Raw genomic sequence first — 14,357 nt, 5'->3', positions numbered from 1 at the left:
AGTGGTTCATCACAGTGATTATGACTCTTTGGCGGTGGCTGGATAGGCGCGGCCGAGTTTGGTGCGGGCTTTTTCTGTTGTGAACATCCATTTGATGCGGGCTCGGGTTTTATTCCGCCTCTTTTGCCATGCTGCGATCTCGTTTCGGAGCCTTTTGGGATCGTCGATGCGGCGGCCGAGACACTGACGCTGTAGCACGCTGATCTCGCACTCGACCATATTGAGCCAACTGGCGTGCTTCGGGGTGAAGTGGAATTCGAGGCGGCGCAGGATGCGCCGGGCCTCGGCGGGCGCGAAGGCCTCATACAGCGCCCCAGGCTTGTGGATCGACAAATTGTCCTGCACGACACGGATGCAGGCGGCGTCGGGATAATGGACGTCGACGAGCTCACGCATGCAGTGGGCGTAGTCCACGGCGGCGCGGCGATCGGTGACCTTGACGTTGCGCCAGCCCCGATGTGGATCGAAGGTGACGAAGAGATTGGCGGTGCCGTTGCGGCGATACTCGTAATCGTAGCGCTCGCGCTGTCCCGGTTGGGCCGGGACCGGCTGGCGCACCTCGCCGATCAGCTGGATGGGGTCTCGTCGAAGCAGACCAGCGGCCGGGCGGGATTCTGCGTCTCGGCGTAGAGGTCGAGCACGTCCTCCATGCGGGCAACGTATTCGCCGTCGACATGGGGAATGCACCACATGTCCCTGCGCCACGGCTTGAGGTCGTTCTCGGCCAGCCGGCGACGCACGGTCTCGCCCGACAGGCTGTTGTGATCGGTGAGCTTGACCATCGTGTCGGCCAGCAGCGTCAGCGTCCAGCGTTTGCAGCCAGCGGGCGGCTTGGCGCATGCGGTCGCCACCAGCAGGGCTTCCTCCTTGCCGGTCAGCTTGCGCTCAGCGCCCGGACGCGGCTCCTCGCTCAGGGCCCGCTCCATATTGCCTTCCACGAAGCGGCGCCTGGTCCGGCCGACGGTGGAGAGGCTGACACTCACGGTCCGGGCAATCTCCTCGTCGCGGCAGCCTCCATCGGCCGCCAGCAAAATCTGCGCCCGCTTAAGCTTGCGGGCGGCGTGCTTGCCGCCGCCGAGCATCGCCGTCAGTTCGTCGCGCTCGGCTTGGCTCAATTCGACCCGATAACGTACATTCATGCTTTGCCTCCTTGTCGGAGGCCGGGACGAATCCAACGATGAGTCAAAAATCAGGCACGCGCTTCACCGAGAAGCAGGGTTATTACCTGGCCTTCATCCATACCTACGCCCACATGTTCGGACGTCCACCCTCCGAAGCCGACATCCAGCGCCACTTCCGCGTCAGCCCGCCTTCGGTCCACCAGATGATCGTCACCCTCGAACGAAACGGCTTCATCCAACGTCAACCTGGCGTCCCCAGAAGCATCGAAATCCTCGTGCCGCCGGAAAGCTTGCCGATCCTCGAATGGCTCGGTATCAAAACGTCGAAATCACTGTGATGAACCACTACTAGTTGGGAGATTGAGAGATCACGCCAAGCTCGCCGAGGAGCTCGGCGCGCGAGATGGATGTCGAGCTGCCACGCTCGGCGCGATGCTCGAAGGCGATCAGGCCGTTGCGCATCACGAGGATGCGATCGGCGAGGGCGATTGCTTCGTCGACGTCGTGGGTGACGAGCAGGACGCCGGGCTGATGATTGGCAACCAGCTCGCGGACCAACTCGTGCATCCGGATACGGGTCAGCGCATCGAGCGCGGCAAACGGCTCGTCGAGCACCAGAAGCTCGGGCTGCTGCACGAGCGCGCGGGCGAGGGCGACGCGCTGGGCCTGTCCGCCGGAAAGATTGCGCGGCCAGTCGTCGAGCCTGTCACCGAGGCCGACCTCGGTAAGCGCTTCGGCGGCGCGCTCGCGCGCGTCCTGTGCCTGCAAGCCGAGCGAGACGTTACGCCAGAGGTTGTCCCAAGGCAGCAGGCGATGCTCCTGGAACACCACGGCCGGCCGCCGGGGCGCGACGATGCGGCCACCCTGGATGGCATCAAGACCGGCGAGGGCTCGCAGCAGCGTGGTCTTGCCGCAGCCGCTCTCGCCCAGCAAGGCGACGAACTCGCCGCGCTCGATGCGCAGGTTCAGCTTTTCGATGACGACCCGGCTGCCATAGCTGCGGACGAGATTGCTGACAACGACGGCCGGTCCGGATTCGGATGGCGCGGCGTAACGCGGAGCGACGTGAACGTTCATCGCGCCGCTCCGTAATTCGGATGCCATGCGAGCAGGCGCCTTTCGAGCAAGCGGGCAATGGCGTCGGCCGCGATGCCGATCAGCGCATAGATCACGATCGTCAGGATGATCACGTCTGTGCGCAGGAATTCGCGCGCATCCATCGCGAGGAAGCCGATTCCCGATTGAGCACCGATGGTTTCAGCCACCACCAGCGCGAGCCACGCCGTGGCGAGAGCATAACGAACCCCGGTCAGGATCGACGGCAGTGCGCCCGGAAGGATGATCCGGCGGATTAGTTGGAGCGAGCTCAGGCCCTGGACGCGCCCCAGTTCGAGCAGCTTGGGATCTACCTGGCGGATACCAAGCACGGCATTGATGTAGATCGGGAAAGTGACGCCGAGTGCGACAAGGAAGATCTTTTCCGCTTCGCCGACGCCCAGCCAGACGATGACGAGGGGGAGTGCGGCGAGAAAGGGGATGGCCCTGATCATCTGCACGCTGCGGTCGATCGCGGCTTCCGCGATTGGCGAGAAGCCGACGAGGACGCCGAGCCCGGCGCCGACCGCTGCACCGAGCGCGAAGCCCGCGGCGGCGCGCAGCAAGCTCACGCCCAGATCGTTCAGCAAGGTTCCGGTGGTCGCAAGCTTGTACGCCGTCCGGATCACCTTGCTCGGCGCCGGCAGCACCTGTGGCGAGAGCGATCCCGCTTGCGCGAGCGATTCCCAGATGATGACCAGCAGCACAGGTGCAAGCCAGGAGAGGAGCTGAAGGCCGCGAGTGCCAAGCCTGCTTGCCGATGCGAGCGATTTGTCGCTGCTTTGCGACGGCAGGCTGCCATCCGCACCGATCGCTGTGCGGCCGATTTGGCTCAGTTCGATATTGCTCAAGACGCGAAACCTCGTTCCACGCACCGCATCCGATGCAGGAGGTGTGACGCCAAAGACTTGGCGCCCGCGTAAAATGTCCCACGAAATCGCGCCGACAGAAATAGAGCGCTATTTCAATTGTCGTTCGCTCAGGAGTGATCTGCTGCCGTCACGGCACCGGTGCGCGACAAAGAAAATCGTTTGAGGTGGATGTGCTTGATCTTTCGTCAGCCCGCGGCGAGAACGCGTACCGATGCGATGGCATAGTGAGAGAAAGTTGCGGGAGAGCACGATGGCGACTGCACCCATTCGTTTCGGCATCTGGGCCCTGGTTCACGGGCCGCGTGCGGCGCATCAGGATCCGGAAGAGCCCTATGATGCGTCCTGGGAGCGCAATCGCGCTCTCATCCTTGCAGCCGAAGAGCTCGGTTATGATTCCACGCTGATCGCGCAACACACGATCAATCCACATCAGGAAGACCTCGATCAGCTCGAGGCGTGGAGCGCTGCTGCAGCGATCGCCGCGTTGACCAAGCGCATCGAGATCATCGCTGCGATCAAGCCTTACCTCTATCACCCCGTGGTGCTGGCAAAGCTGGCGCTGGGGATCGAGAACATCAGCCGCGGCCGGTTTGCGATCAATCTCGTCAATGCTTGGAACCGTCCGGAATTGGAGAAGGCGGGGATAGGCTTTCCCGAGCATGACGCGCGCTATGCTTATGGCCGCGAGTGGGTATCGGTCGTCTCGCGCCTCATGGAAGGCGAACGCCTCACCTATGCAGGCGAACATTTCAACGTCACCGACTATGCGCTGCGCCCGACCAGCGTCTACCGCAAGCGTCCGGCGATCTACGTCGGCGGCGAGTCCGAGCCGGCGCGCGACCTCGTGGCGGGTCACGGCGATGTCTGGTTCATCAACGGGCAGCCTCTCGAAGATGTGGCCGGCCTGATCGCCGATGTCGCGGCGCGGCCGCGCGGGGCGGCGCCGCCGCTGCGTTTCGGTCTGTCGGCCTTCGTCGTCGCGCGCGAAACCCGGGAGCAGGCGCAGGCGGCCTATGAGCGGCTGCTTAGCCTTGCTGCAAAGGATTCACCGATGAGGGCCATCCAGAAGCAGAATACCGACCCCAAGGTCGTGATGATGCAGACGATGCAGAAGACGCCGCGCGTCGGCAGCAATGGCGGCACGGCAGCGGGACTGGTCGGGAGCTATGACGAGGTCGCAGCGCGCATCGAGGCCTTCCATGCAGCCGGCATTGAGCTCTTCATGCTGCAATTCCAGCCGTTCGAGGCCGAGATGCGCCGATTTGCACTCGAGGTGATCCCGCGCGTGCGGGCGAAGCAACCCACCGGGCCCGCCGAGCGGCTGGCCCGGTCCCTTGGATAGATCCCTGCGGCGGCTGGGTCGACGCGACTTCCGGCGCCTGTTTCGCGTAGCGACTAAACAAAGTGTTCGCGGAGCAGCGAGCCGGTATATTCCGTCCAGAACAGCTCGCGCTTCTGAAGAATGAGGGTACGCGCCGTCGACGTAGGTTTCAGGTCCTGAGAACGTATTGGCGATCGACCACTTCGTGCCCATCCAGGTTTGATGTCAGAGCTCGGGCTCCTGTCATCTTAACCGCTTGCGGCTTTCCGGCGCCTTCCGGCACTCTCGGTCATCTGGTCAGCCGGAGCGGCTGACTGCCTGCGTCCCGTGCCGCTTGCGATCTCCGGCGGCATTTCGGCGGCCGCGTGGTCGGGCGTATCATCCTTCCAGCGGACCGAGCCGAACGGCCTCTCCAGCATGCGTCGAACGCGCACCGGGGCGGGGCCGATGTGGAGGCGGATCGCCTGCTGCTCCAGTGCGCGCTCCGACTGGGTCGAGCGGTTGCGCCAGCGCAAATAATCGAACCAGGTCGGGCAATGGTAGCGCTCGGTCCACAATTCGGGATCGGCAATATCGCGCGCGATCGACCAGCCATAGGCGCCGTTGCGCTGGCGGGACAGTTGCACGTCCTGCATGATGTCATGGAATGGCCGCGCATTCTCCTGTGCAACCCGGTATTCGATCTCGACGACGAGCGGCCCGCTGCGTCCGGTCAAGGCGAGCCGTACCTCGGGATCGGCGAGCGGCTCGGTCTCCTCGCCGCGTGCACCAACGCGAGGCATGGGCAGCCAGAGGCCGATGAGTGGTGAGACGACCATTAGGGCGGCCGACACCAGCAGCGCGGTTTCTACTCCGGCTGCGTCGGTCAGCTGGCCCCAGCCCCAGCTGCCGACAGCAATCCCACCTGAGCTTGCCGCCTGATAGGCTGCAAGCGAGCGTCCAGCCACCCAGCGCGGCGCCGACAACTGCACGCCGATATTGAACACCGCCCAGGCCATCATCCACACGGCTCCTGCCAGCGCCAGTGCCGCCGCGGTCAACACTGGTTGGCGGCTGAGGGCAATCGCGACGGTCGCCGCGCCCATGGACAGCGCGCAGGTGCGGATTGCGGCCTCGCCGGTCAACCGCTTGCGGAGTTCGGTGATGTTCAGCGCGCCGACCACCGCACCGAGGCCAAAGGCGCCGAGCATGATCCCATAGGTCTGGGCATCGCCATGCAAAAGATCGCGCACCACCAGCGGCATCAGCGCAGTGATCGCGCCGCCAACGACGCCCATCACCAGGGTGCGGGCCAGCACGATCTTGATCGGTGGCGAATTGGTGATGTAGCGCACACCAGACACCATGGCTCGGTTCAGTCTCTCAGGCGGCAGGCGCGAGGGTGCGCTGATGCGTTTCCAAAAGAACAACGCGATCATCAACGGCAGATAGAGCAATGTGTTGAGGGCGAATGCGGCCACTGCGCCCGCGGTCGCCACCACGACCCCGCCGATCGCCGGCCCTACGCTGCGCGCGATATTGTAGCTGATGCCGTTGAGCGCGACGGCCGCAGGCAGCAGCACTTCCGACGGCACCTGTTCGCTGACCGACGATTGCCAGGCCGGTCCCATCAGCGCCATGCCGCTGCCGACGACGAAGCAGAGCACGAGCAGCAGGTTCGGTGTAACCAGGCCAAGCCAGGCGACCACCGTCAAGGCGGCTGCGCCGGCGAACGCGATGCCAAGTGCAACCAGCGCCACGACGCGGCGGTCATACATGTCAGCGATCGCGCCCGCCGGCATCGAAATCAGCATCACTGGCAGCAGCAGCGCAGTCTGCACCAGCGCGACCTTGTCGGCGGAGGACGTCATCTGCGTCATCGCCCAGGCAGCGCCGACGCCTTGAATCAGGATACCGAGATTGGAGAGAAGGCTCGCAAGCCAGATCCGCCGGAAGGTGGCGTACCGCAGCGGGGCGGTGATGCCGTCGGCGCTGCGCGTCTGGACTTTGGCTGGATCAGTCATAACGGTATTGAGTGATCTAGCATGATTCGATTCTGGAACGAATCACAAGGACGTTCCCGGCGCGATATCAACGTCCAAACACCAACGTGATCGTCAAATGCAACGCTTCGATCGCTCTAGATATGGACAATGATTCGACTGCGTGCAGCAAGCGGCGCATAGCAACCGCGACGCAGCGCAGGTGAATGACCAAGCAACGGTCTTCTCCCGGCCTGGAGTAGTCCTCGCGCAGAGCATGCTCCGGCATGCCACATACCAATTCCGCTATGTTCGGCCGGCTGGACGAGGGCCTGGCGATTTCGATTTCGGCGGCACGGCGAGCGCGTGACCGCACCAAAGCCTGGCGAAAACGGAAACGGCGGCAGCTGCCGCGAATTTGAAAAAATCCGTAGCACAAGCTGGCGCTCGACTGAATCTTCGCTATGGCACGTTCACCGGCGGCAGGGGCGCGGTCGGAGGCGGCACAAAGTTAGATTGTGTGCTGGCCGCGTCCTGCTAACACAAGAACAATAGTTACAAAGAAAATGAGGAGTCCACGCATTCAAAAGATCACCTCTAAAAATGTTTTGCAGTTTCGAAACGGATCGCGTCTCTGAGTATACCCTAGCCATCGGCGGTGCCGTGTGCGGCAAGACCAACCTGGCACGCCTACAAGATACGAAAAGCCAAGACCCCAAGCGTTCGCGGACGATTTCGTTTCCGCGAGCCAGCGTTACCACTAAGTGACAGGCCAAAAAAATGCGCCGTTTCCAAGAAACTGCAGGAATAGTGCACTGGATTTCGAATAATAACTAGATCCACCAGCTCAACGCACGGATTGTCGGCCATTACCTGCGTCGCGGCCACGAACTCGGTGCATATCTCGATCAGTGATGATCATCGTCGACACCGAGTTCCTGTTCTCTCCAAACAGTCATCGCGACAGGCCCATTCTACAGAGCGGTGCGTTTGGAGGAATTTTAGTCCGAACGACAGATTTGAAATCAAGGAATTGCGATTTGGCAAAGCAATTTGGTCCGCGGACAGACGTCGCAAGTAGTGGCGCCTACTTCTCGGAATCGGCGAAATGGCGCCCCTGGCGGCTCGCCGCAACTTTCCTGTCTTGGCTACGCCGTGCCATCATGAACAGATGCAGACGGATCGAAGGATTTCCCTTACGCAACAGCTTGAGAACCGATATCGGGCTGCCCAAAGATGATGCGAAGTTGGCTTCTGATCGAATTGAGGAAATGAGGCGCAAGCACATCATGTGGCCGTAGTCGCGCAGATGCTCCGCCCTGACGCGATTTCCGTTTGCCATCGAGCAGTTCGGAAATGGCACGGGTGAGCGGGGATCTATTCGAAGCCTGCCGAAGTAGATTGTGGTCGATCCGTTTGTTCAACTTCCCTTTTCATAGTGCGATTTTGAGAGGGCCCCGTGCGCGATTGCGAAATGTCCGAGGATCTTGTTGAGGTTTTGCGCAAGGCGCATCTTCGTCGTTCGGCTGACCTGGGATCCTGGTGATCTGAGGCCGACAAACTGGACCATTTTTGGCTAGAGTCTGCGCTGCGTAAATCCCCTCGGCTGGGAGGAGCGGATGACATGAAGGCCTCGAAATTTTCGGACGCCCAGAAGGCGTTTATCCTGAAGCAAGGCAACGACGGGGTCCCGGTTGCGGACATCTGCCGCAAGGCCGGGATCAGTCAGGCAACCTATTTCAACTGGAAGAAGAAGTACGACGGATTGCTGCCGACCGAGATGCGCCGGTTGAAGCAGCTTGAGGACGAGAATGCCAAGCTGAAGAAGCTGGTGGCAGATCTGTCGCTCGACAAGGAGATGCTGCAGGACGTGATCCGCCGAAAGTTGTGAAGCCTGGTCGGAAGCGCAAGCTCGTCGATGAGGTTTGTGGTGAGTGGCAGGTGTCGATCCGTAAGGCCTGTGCGGCCCTCGAGTTCGACCGCTCGACCTACCACTACAAATCCCGTCGCTCCGGCCAGGCGGCCCTCGAAGCTCGGATCAAGGAGATCTGCCATGTTCGCGTTCGCTATGGCTATCGCCGCGTCCACGTCCTGCTGCGCCGCGAAGGATGGCGCCACGGCCAGAACAAGACGCGCCGCGTCTATCGCGAATTGGGTCTGCAATTGCGTAACAAATCGCCCAAGCGCCGGGTCAAGGCCAAGCTGCGCGATGACCGCAGGCCAGCAACGCGGGCCAACGAGATCTGGGCGATGGACTTTGTCCATGACCAGTTGGCCACCGGCGGCAAGCTCCGGGTCCTCACGATCATCGACATCTTCTCCCGCTTCTCGCCGGCGTTGGCGCCGCGGCTCACCTTCCGCGGCACCGATGTCGTGGATGTTCTGGAAAGGCTTTGCAATGAAGTGGGGCTCCCGGCGACGATCCGTGTCGATCAAGGCAGCGAGTTCGTGTCGCGCGAGCTCGATCTGTGGGCCTATCAGCGCGGTGTTACGCTGGACTTCTCAAGGCCGGGCAAGCCAACCGACAACGCCTTTATCGAGGCGTTCAACGGCCGCTTCCGGGCCGAATGCCTCAACGCCCATTGGTTCCTGTCCCTTGCAGACGCCCAGGAAAAAGTGGAGACTTGGCGCAGATACTATAACGAGGAACGGCCCCACGGGGCGATCGGCAATCGGCCGCCGATTTTGCTGCAGAATCACGCCGGCGCCACCAGCCCGCCAACGTGATGAGAGGCGCAAAACTCTAGTTCTGGCTGGTCCAAAGTTCGGTCTCGCTACACAAAACCCGAGACTCTAACCGCCGCTGGAAGAAAGTTCGGTGGCAGGTCACTGGCTCAATCGATGCTTGGAGAAGTGTGGTCAAGCCGAAAGGAAGCGCGCCTGGCATTTTCGCCGTAGGTAGCATCGCCCGTTGCACCACGGCAGCGCCGCGCGCTCTAACATTCGACTTCCTTTATCCCGTGCTGGAGACCCATTGGATGAACGATAATTTTGCCGCCCTTACAAGATGCGCCTCTCTGCGGTGCAGCGAGGCCAAAACTGATATCGAAAGCCTAAAGATGATCGCGATCTTTTCCGGGTCGGGATTACTGCTGTCGCTGGCCGCGATAATCTACTGGCCAGAGCTGAGCGCCGAAATAGCTCAGTCTCTCTGAATGCTGAATTAGTGTTTTGGGCACCAATCTCCGCTCGCGGAGCGTGAGAGCGAGCCTGTCCTTGCGACGTAGTCATCGGCGGCCTTTTTCAAGGAGAAGCGGATGAGGGTCGGGCTGCCCTATATCGCGATCGGCGTCAGCGCCATGGTCGCAGCCTGGCTTGTGATGAAGTGGCTCGTCTAGCGAGGCGGGGTTTTGGGGGGCGCGTCAATGCATGATTGGAAGAGCGAGCTCGATGCGCTCGTCGCTGAAACGATGGCGTTCGCTAAATCATTGAAGGTGGAGATCGAGCCGCCCCGGCCTCCGCCAAAAGAAGCTGTCGATCAGGGTAGTCGCAGCGTGGCCGACTATGGCGGCAGCGAACGCGATGAGATCAGGAAGCGGGTCGAGAGCTTCAAAGCGCATCAAGAGCGCTTTACGCGCGAGCGCGAGCAATATGCCGATTCACTGCTGCGCCGGATCAGGCCGATCACCAAGAAGAGCTCGCTGAGCGGTTCATGAGCTCCGCCAGGTCTCTTAAGTCGTGCAGCTCAAGCAAAATTTGCTCGACGGCAAACCTGAGGGTGGTGAGGTTTCCGCCGTTTCGGTCATTGATAAGCTGGCCGCAGACTTACGGCCGATCCGAACCGGCTCATTCCGGAGCGCGAGAGTTCTCAAGCTTGATCCAATGTTTGCCCTCGCTTTTGCGCCGCACCTACACCTCATCACGCTGGAAAGATGCGTTCCTTTCGACAAGCAGCAGGATTGCTGCTCTGAACTCGGAGCTCCGTCACACCCGAGCTTCTTTCGAAGGCGATCGGCCCACGGACGGAGACCCGCCATTTGCCATTGACTAAGATCAAGACATCAAATCCGGATCCTCTATCCTTCTGCAAGACTTAACGGAGGCTAGAGGTCTCATGCGCAACCTTCTGTTCATCGGTGTGCTTGCACTTCCCATCGTCATCGGCTTTGGATCGCCCTCGACCGCCGCTCCGCGGGGTCGTTCGTATATCCCCCCGGCTCGGCAGGACGTTTATTGCCTGCAGGGACGTACCTGGGGATATCCGGGCAATTGCCAGTTCTCGACCTATGATCAGTGCATGGCCACTGCATCCGGCACCTACGCCTATTGCGGCATCAATCCGGTCTATGCGTTCGCGCGACAGAGAGCGCAATCGCGCTGATGTCCAATGGTCATGCGTGATGGAGACATTAGTCTCTAGTCCTGCTCATACAAATGGACCTGCGGTGCAGGGTTGAGAGACGTTGGACTTCCGCCCGATCGGACGAGCCCCCGTTCGAGCACGCCGCGCGATGCAGTCACCTCAGGTGCGTCGGACGAGACGCAGGAACGATCGGATGCGGCGGCCTTATCTGCGTAACGCGCAGTCGCGCGTTGCTCTTTAATTCAATTCAATTCAAAACAGCGGGATTGCGTCAAACAGACAGCTGCTTGTTGCGTTTTTGTCGGCTTCTTCTACCATGGTGACCTCTCGAGTTGTCTACTTTGGGTAGTTTCTACGTGGCGCTCGTCACGCGAAATCTACATTGCGTTATCTGCTAGAGAACGAGGGAGATCTTCCAAATGTTAGATGCCCCCACCACTGCGCTCCTACGGGTGGTCCTCGACGACGTCTGCAAGAAGCGTTCCCGGTACGATACCGGTGCTCGCACCCATGTTGCCTCGACAATTCTGGCAGCTGCGAGCACAGGAGAAATAAGACCTGACCGCCTCACTCAGATCGCTCGCGCTGCTCTTTCCAAAGCCCCGATAACGTGGCGTTAGGTTGACTGATGCGTCCTGCCGCGGCCGCTGTCTTCCTAGAACCCATACGACCGTTCGGCCCAACGCAGAAGCACGCGCGCATCCCGACCGGGTAAGACCACGCGCTGATTACGCAGGCCCTTGGCAATCGCTTGACCAACCTCTGACTCGACCCGATTGCCATGGGTCATCAAGAAGAACCAACCAAATGGGACGCCGACCTCACGGTCGATGGCTTCAACGCGATCCATCATGATGTGAACCGAGGCGTCGCCGGCGCTGAGCTTCTCTTCCGGCAGATGCAGCGGGCGCGGCACGAATCCGATCTCGCGCGTGCCTTTATCGTCGTAGTCGTAAACGTCGAGCGCCCAGTGCGCGTAGACCTGCTCGGCCGAAGCACTTGATTCTTCCCAATCCTGGAAGAAGCGATTCTCCCGTGGCACGAACTCGAACCAGTCCGGTACCAATTCAAGAAACGGCGTCTCGGTCGTTCCCTCGCGTGTTACTTCACGCACCACACGGCGTTCCATCTCTGGCCGCTGCGCCTCGCGTTTCTCGCGCTCGAGGCGGGCAAGCCGTGTCAGGAAGCTCCGGACATGGATGACGCTGCTGCCCGCGCGACCGACCAGCCGGTAGAGTGGACCGGCGATTACCTTGTCGTCGGACATATCTTCGTGCGTAATCCATGACGGATCGAGTAGTTCGTCCTTGCCCCAAGGGCGGCAGGTCGGGTTGACGATCGGTCCCGCACGCCATTCGACTTCCCGGCCGAGACGAATTTGCACATAGTCCGCTGCGCCCGGTCCGGTCGGCGCGAAGGCGTACACGGTGTTGCCGTGCCATTCCGAGATCTGAAGGTCGCTCTCGCGCAATCGCGTCCAAACGGCGCCAATGTCGCCGTTGTCCTTGGCAAGCTCGGCTTCGATCCAGGGCCGATATTCTGCGATCCGTGTCCCGTCGGCAGCGATCACCGAGCGCGTGTCGCGCCAATATTGGTCGTCGACGTTTGCCGTCGAAAACGGAAATCCCGGAAACGCCTCTGTGAGCCCGGCCGCCAGCGCCGCTTCGTCAGCCCCGGTCGGAAGACGTGCAAGAACCGTCTCGATCGAGGCGGGATCGGGCAGTCGAACTGGGATGTTCTCTGGAGCTTCACCCATGCCTTGATCCTATCATTGTGGCCCGCCGAGTTCTGTGCGTTTTTCTCGGCACAGGCCCCCTTCTATGCATTGGAGGACCGCCTAGCGCAACGTTCAGATGCAGCTCGAGGGCCTCGATGCTCGCCATGACGTCCGCAAAGGTGGGCGGCGTGCCGAAGATCATCGCCGACATCCGCTCATAGTCGGCGGCTAGCTTGGCCCGCATGTCCGCGGTCGGGACGAGGCGATAGCTGCCCGGCACGGCGCGATCGTAGCGGTGATCCGGCGCGCGAAACATAAGCTCTTTGTGCTGCCGGCAGGCTTCCGCAAGATCGCGCATCGACGCCGTGGCGACGCCATAGTCCGGATGGGTCCAGATTTGATGGACGTCGTAATAGTGGCGCGAGTAGCGATTGAGATCGGGCACCGGACGGTCGGGCTTCGCGTCCGCGCTTCGCTTCTCGGTCATTTCGGTCATCGCGTGCAGGATCAGCACCTTCTCCCAGAAGGTTCGCTCGGGCTTGACTGTTGTCACGTTGCGTACCGTGAGGTCCACTCCCTCTTTCATTTCCGAAGCGATGTAGGGAACGATCTCGCAGGGCTCGGCCGGCTCAGGATCTGGACGCGCGCCGCCTTCGATGCGGACCGCCGCCTGCACATAGGCGCCGGCATCGAAGACGCTCTTGTAGCCGACCACTAGAATGTCGAGCGCTTCTTTGTTACGATAGGTATCGAAGCCGAAGCCGAGCGAGAAATGTTGCGGCTGTTCAGCGGCAGCTTCGACGACTGCTATCTCCTTCGTCAGTTCCTCCTTGAGCGGCCCCGAGATATATTGCCGTGCGGCCTCGTCGACTTTCTCAGCGAGCGCGCGCTGCTGCTGATTCACGGAGGGCAGCGCGGCAATCTCAGCTTCCAGCGGGACGTGCAAATCGGCCTTGTAGATGCCGATGTCTATATCCTCGGAGAAGCGGCGGATCAGTCCGTACGCCTTGCTGAGGCTTGTACGCCCTTGAAATAAAGACCAATGGGATCACCACCCCGCCGATTGAACAGGAAGTCGAGCACCCAGCAGACATAGAGGTCCTTCTCGATATTCTGAGCCTGTGTCTCCAGATAGGCGGCAACCGTCGAGAAGAGTGCGCGGCGATCGTCGACGCTGGAGCGCAGGATTTCAATGAATGCCTTCTGCATGGGTGCCCTTTGCGCTTTCCTCGCCGCTGTGATCCTCCGCGCTAAGCTTGCGCGTGATTGTCTCGATCAGCGCATACATCCACGCTGGCACCGCATGGATGTTGTCGCGTAGATCCTGCGCGATTTTTTCCCGGTTCGGATCGCGCGACAGATGCCGGACGATTCCGTTCACGGCCGCATCGAGGCTCGATCGCTCATCTCGAAACCATGTCAGTGCCTGGACCACGCGCATGGCGGGACGGCCAGCCCAGAATGCCGTCTTGGCCGAAATGCGCTTGAAGTCGAGCGTGTAGATGACCGGCTTGGTCGCCTTTGGATCACCGGCGCTCGCCTCGATCTCGATCGTTCGCGGATAAGTATCGGCATAGATCGTCGACCGCGCCGGAACGGCCGTTGTCAGGCCGAGGTCGTTCGCTGCCGTCATGCCGTCGACCAGCACGCGCAGCTTGTCGCGCCGCGCGATGGCGTCGATGAACGAGGCCCGCGGCGGAAACACCATCTTTCCGGTCAGCTTGCTGAGGCCCGGCTTGTCATAGAGACCGCGATGAGGCCGGCGGATGTCGCCCCGCCGGGTCAGCCGCTGCAGAGCCTTCTCAACAGCGTTCGGCGTCCCTATGTCGAGAAAATCGGCGCGCGACCACACACCGGCTGGCGCTGCCTGGGCGATCCGGTCATGAATGCGATCGAGGGTGTCTGACGTGGGGTCAGGCATCGGCCACCATAGATTGTCCGAAGATTGTATATAAAAATTGGTCAGT

At 61.3% G+C, this 14,357-nt stretch carries 13 protein-coding genes and 1 pseudogene; 7 read left to right on the top strand and 7 right to left on the bottom strand.

Annotated elements, in window-relative coordinates; genetic code table 11:
- Window positions 1-18: 18 nt before the first annotated feature.
- Window positions 19-1,139 (bottom strand): IS630 family transposase gene (locus tag EI171_RS00730; RefSeq protein WP_246740225.1). Its coding sequence is split into 2 segments (ribosomal slippage): window positions 19-581 and window positions 581-1,139, totalling 1,122 coding nucleotides; the frame shifts between segments, so codons are not numbered across the junction.
- A 38-nt stretch (window positions 1,140-1,177) separates the two neighbouring features.
- Between EI171_RS00730 and EI171_RS00725 the strand changes: the two genes are divergently transcribed.
- On the top strand, window positions 1,178-1,459 hold the full coding sequence (locus EI171_RS00725; RefSeq protein ID WP_028182402.1) for a LexA family transcriptional regulator: 282 nt from the start codon (window positions 1,178-1,180) through the stop codon (window positions 1,457-1,459).
- 10 nt (window positions 1,460-1,469) lie between these two features.
- Here the strand turns inward: EI171_RS00725 and EI171_RS00720 are convergent, their stop codons facing one another.
- Together EI171_RS00720 and EI171_RS00715 are read right to left on the bottom strand one after the other, a co-directional pair.
- Entirely contained in the window at window positions 1,470-2,198 is a 729-nt protein-coding gene (locus tag EI171_RS00720) for an ABC transporter ATP-binding protein (protein WP_161532312.1), read from the bottom strand.
- Window positions 2,195-3,010, bottom strand: coding sequence for an ABC transporter permease subunit (locus EI171_RS00715; protein ID WP_246740247.1), 816 nt, complete (start codon window positions 3,008-3,010; stop codon window positions 2,195-2,197). The genes EI171_RS00720 and EI171_RS00715 overlap by 4 nt, the downstream gene beginning before the upstream one ends.
- Window positions 3,011-3,338: 328 nt before the next feature.
- Here EI171_RS00715 and EI171_RS00710 point away from each other — a divergent pair, with 328 nt between their 5' ends.
- On the top strand, window positions 3,339-4,430 hold the full coding sequence (locus EI171_RS00710) for an LLM class flavin-dependent oxidoreductase (RefSeq protein WP_161532311.1): 1,092 nt from the start codon (window positions 3,339-3,341) through the stop codon (window positions 4,428-4,430).
- Window positions 4,431-4,657: 227 nt separating this feature from the next.
- On the opposite strand, the gene EI171_RS00705 is transcribed toward EI171_RS00710, so the two are convergent.
- On the bottom strand, window positions 4,658-6,412 hold the full coding sequence (locus tag EI171_RS00705) for an MFS transporter (protein WP_161532310.1): 1,755 nt from the start codon (window positions 6,410-6,412) through the stop codon (window positions 4,658-4,660).
- A gap of 872 nt (window positions 6,413-7,284) precedes the next feature.
- Between EI171_RS00705 and EI171_RS00700 the strand changes: the two genes are divergently transcribed.
- The 5 genes from EI171_RS00700 (at window position 7,285) to EI171_RS00685 (ending at window position 10,691) form a co-directional block, all read left to right on the top strand.
- Window positions 7,285-7,671 (top strand): hypothetical protein, encoded by a 387-nt coding sequence (locus EI171_RS00700; RefSeq protein ID WP_161532309.1) that lies wholly within the window; start codon window positions 7,285-7,287, stop codon window positions 7,669-7,671.
- 323 nt (window positions 7,672-7,994) lie between these two features.
- A protein-coding gene (locus EI171_RS00695; protein WP_097669699.1) for an IS3 family transposase occupies window positions 7,995-9,097 on the top strand; the annotation gives its coding sequence in 2 pieces (ribosomal slippage) (window positions 7,995-8,256 and window positions 8,256-9,097; 1,104 coding nt in all).
- Between the two features lie 251 nt (window positions 9,098-9,348).
- Window positions 9,349-9,525 carry a hypothetical protein gene (locus EI171_RS44540; protein WP_202632997.1) on the top strand — a complete coding sequence of 59 codons (177 nt, stop codon included), beginning with the start codon at window positions 9,349-9,351 and terminating at the stop codon, window positions 9,523-9,525.
- A gap of 255 nt (window positions 9,526-9,780) precedes the next feature.
- The gene (locus EI171_RS00690; protein ID WP_246740224.1) at window positions 9,781-10,026 is read left to right on the top strand and encodes a hypothetical protein; all 246 of its coding nucleotides are present in this window, start codon (window positions 9,781-9,783) and stop codon (window positions 10,024-10,026) included.
- Window positions 10,027-10,424: 398 nt separating this feature from the next.
- Entirely contained in the window at window positions 10,425-10,691 is a 267-nt protein-coding gene (locus EI171_RS00685) for a DUF3551 domain-containing protein (RefSeq protein WP_097670021.1), read from the top strand.
- 637 nt (window positions 10,692-11,328) lie between these two features.
- Here the strand turns inward: EI171_RS00685 and EI171_RS00680 are convergent.
- The 3 genes and pseudogenes from EI171_RS00680 to EI171_RS00670 all read right to left on the bottom strand — a co-directional run bounded on the left by EI171_RS00680 (window position 11,329) and on the right by EI171_RS00670 (window position 14,311).
- Window positions 11,329-12,429 carry a hypothetical protein gene (locus EI171_RS00680; protein ID WP_161532307.1) on the bottom strand — a complete coding sequence of 367 codons (1,101 nt, stop codon included), beginning with the start codon at window positions 12,427-12,429 and terminating at the stop codon, window positions 11,329-11,331.
- Window positions 12,422-13,599 (bottom strand): annotated as a pseudogene (locus tag EI171_RS00675) (nucleotidyl transferase AbiEii/AbiGii toxin family protein). Before EI171_RS00675 ends, EI171_RS00680 begins: the two are co-directional and overlap by 8 nt.
- Window positions 13,580-14,311, bottom strand: a complete 732-nt coding sequence (locus EI171_RS00670; protein ID WP_161532306.1) for a DUF6088 family protein — start codon at window positions 14,309-14,311, stop codon at window positions 13,580-13,582. Before EI171_RS00670 ends, EI171_RS00675 begins: the two are co-directional and overlap by 20 nt.
- Window positions 14,312-14,357: the final 46 nt, after the last annotated feature.

It is taken from the genome of Bradyrhizobium sp. LCT2 (assembly GCF_009931255.1).
GTDB classification, from domain to species: Bacteria; Pseudomonadota; Alphaproteobacteria; order Rhizobiales; family Xanthobacteraceae; genus Bradyrhizobium; species Bradyrhizobium diazoefficiens.
This window is presented reverse-complemented; position numbering and strand designations above follow the sequence as displayed.

Bases quoted from the DNA above. Each gene is read 5' to 3' on its own strand.
- EI171_RS00725 (WP_028182402.1), top strand. From the start codon at position 1,178: ATGAGTCAAAAATCAGGCACGCGCTTCACCGAGAAGCAGGGTTATTAC.
- EI171_RS00720 (WP_161532312.1), bottom strand. From the start codon at position 2,198: ATGAACGTTCACGTCGCTCCGCGTTACGCCGCGCCATCCGAATCCGGA.
- EI171_RS00710 (WP_161532311.1), top strand. From the start codon at position 3,339: ATGGCGACTGCACCCATTCGTTTCGGCATCTGGGCCCTGGTTCACGGG.
- EI171_RS00705 (WP_161532310.1), bottom strand. From the start codon at position 6,412: ATGACTGATCCAGCCAAAGTCCAGACGCGCAGCGCCGACGGCATCACC.
- EI171_RS00700 (WP_161532309.1), top strand. From the start codon at position 7,285: ATGATCATCGTCGACACCGAGTTCCTGTTCTCTCCAAACAGTCATCGC.
- EI171_RS44540 (WP_202632997.1), top strand. From the start codon at position 9,349: ATGAACGATAATTTTGCCGCCCTTACAAGATGCGCCTCTCTGCGGTGC.
- EI171_RS00690 (WP_246740224.1), top strand. From the start codon at position 9,781: ATGGCGTTCGCTAAATCATTGAAGGTGGAGATCGAGCCGCCCCGGCCT.
- EI171_RS00685 (WP_097670021.1), top strand. From the start codon at position 10,425: ATGCGCAACCTTCTGTTCATCGGTGTGCTTGCACTTCCCATCGTCATC.
- EI171_RS00680 (WP_161532307.1), bottom strand. From the start codon at position 12,429: ATGGGTGAAGCTCCAGAGAACATCCCAGTTCGACTGCCCGATCCCGCC.
- EI171_RS00670 (WP_161532306.1), bottom strand. From the start codon at position 14,311: ATGCCTGACCCCACGTCAGACACCCTCGATCGCATTCATGACCGGATC.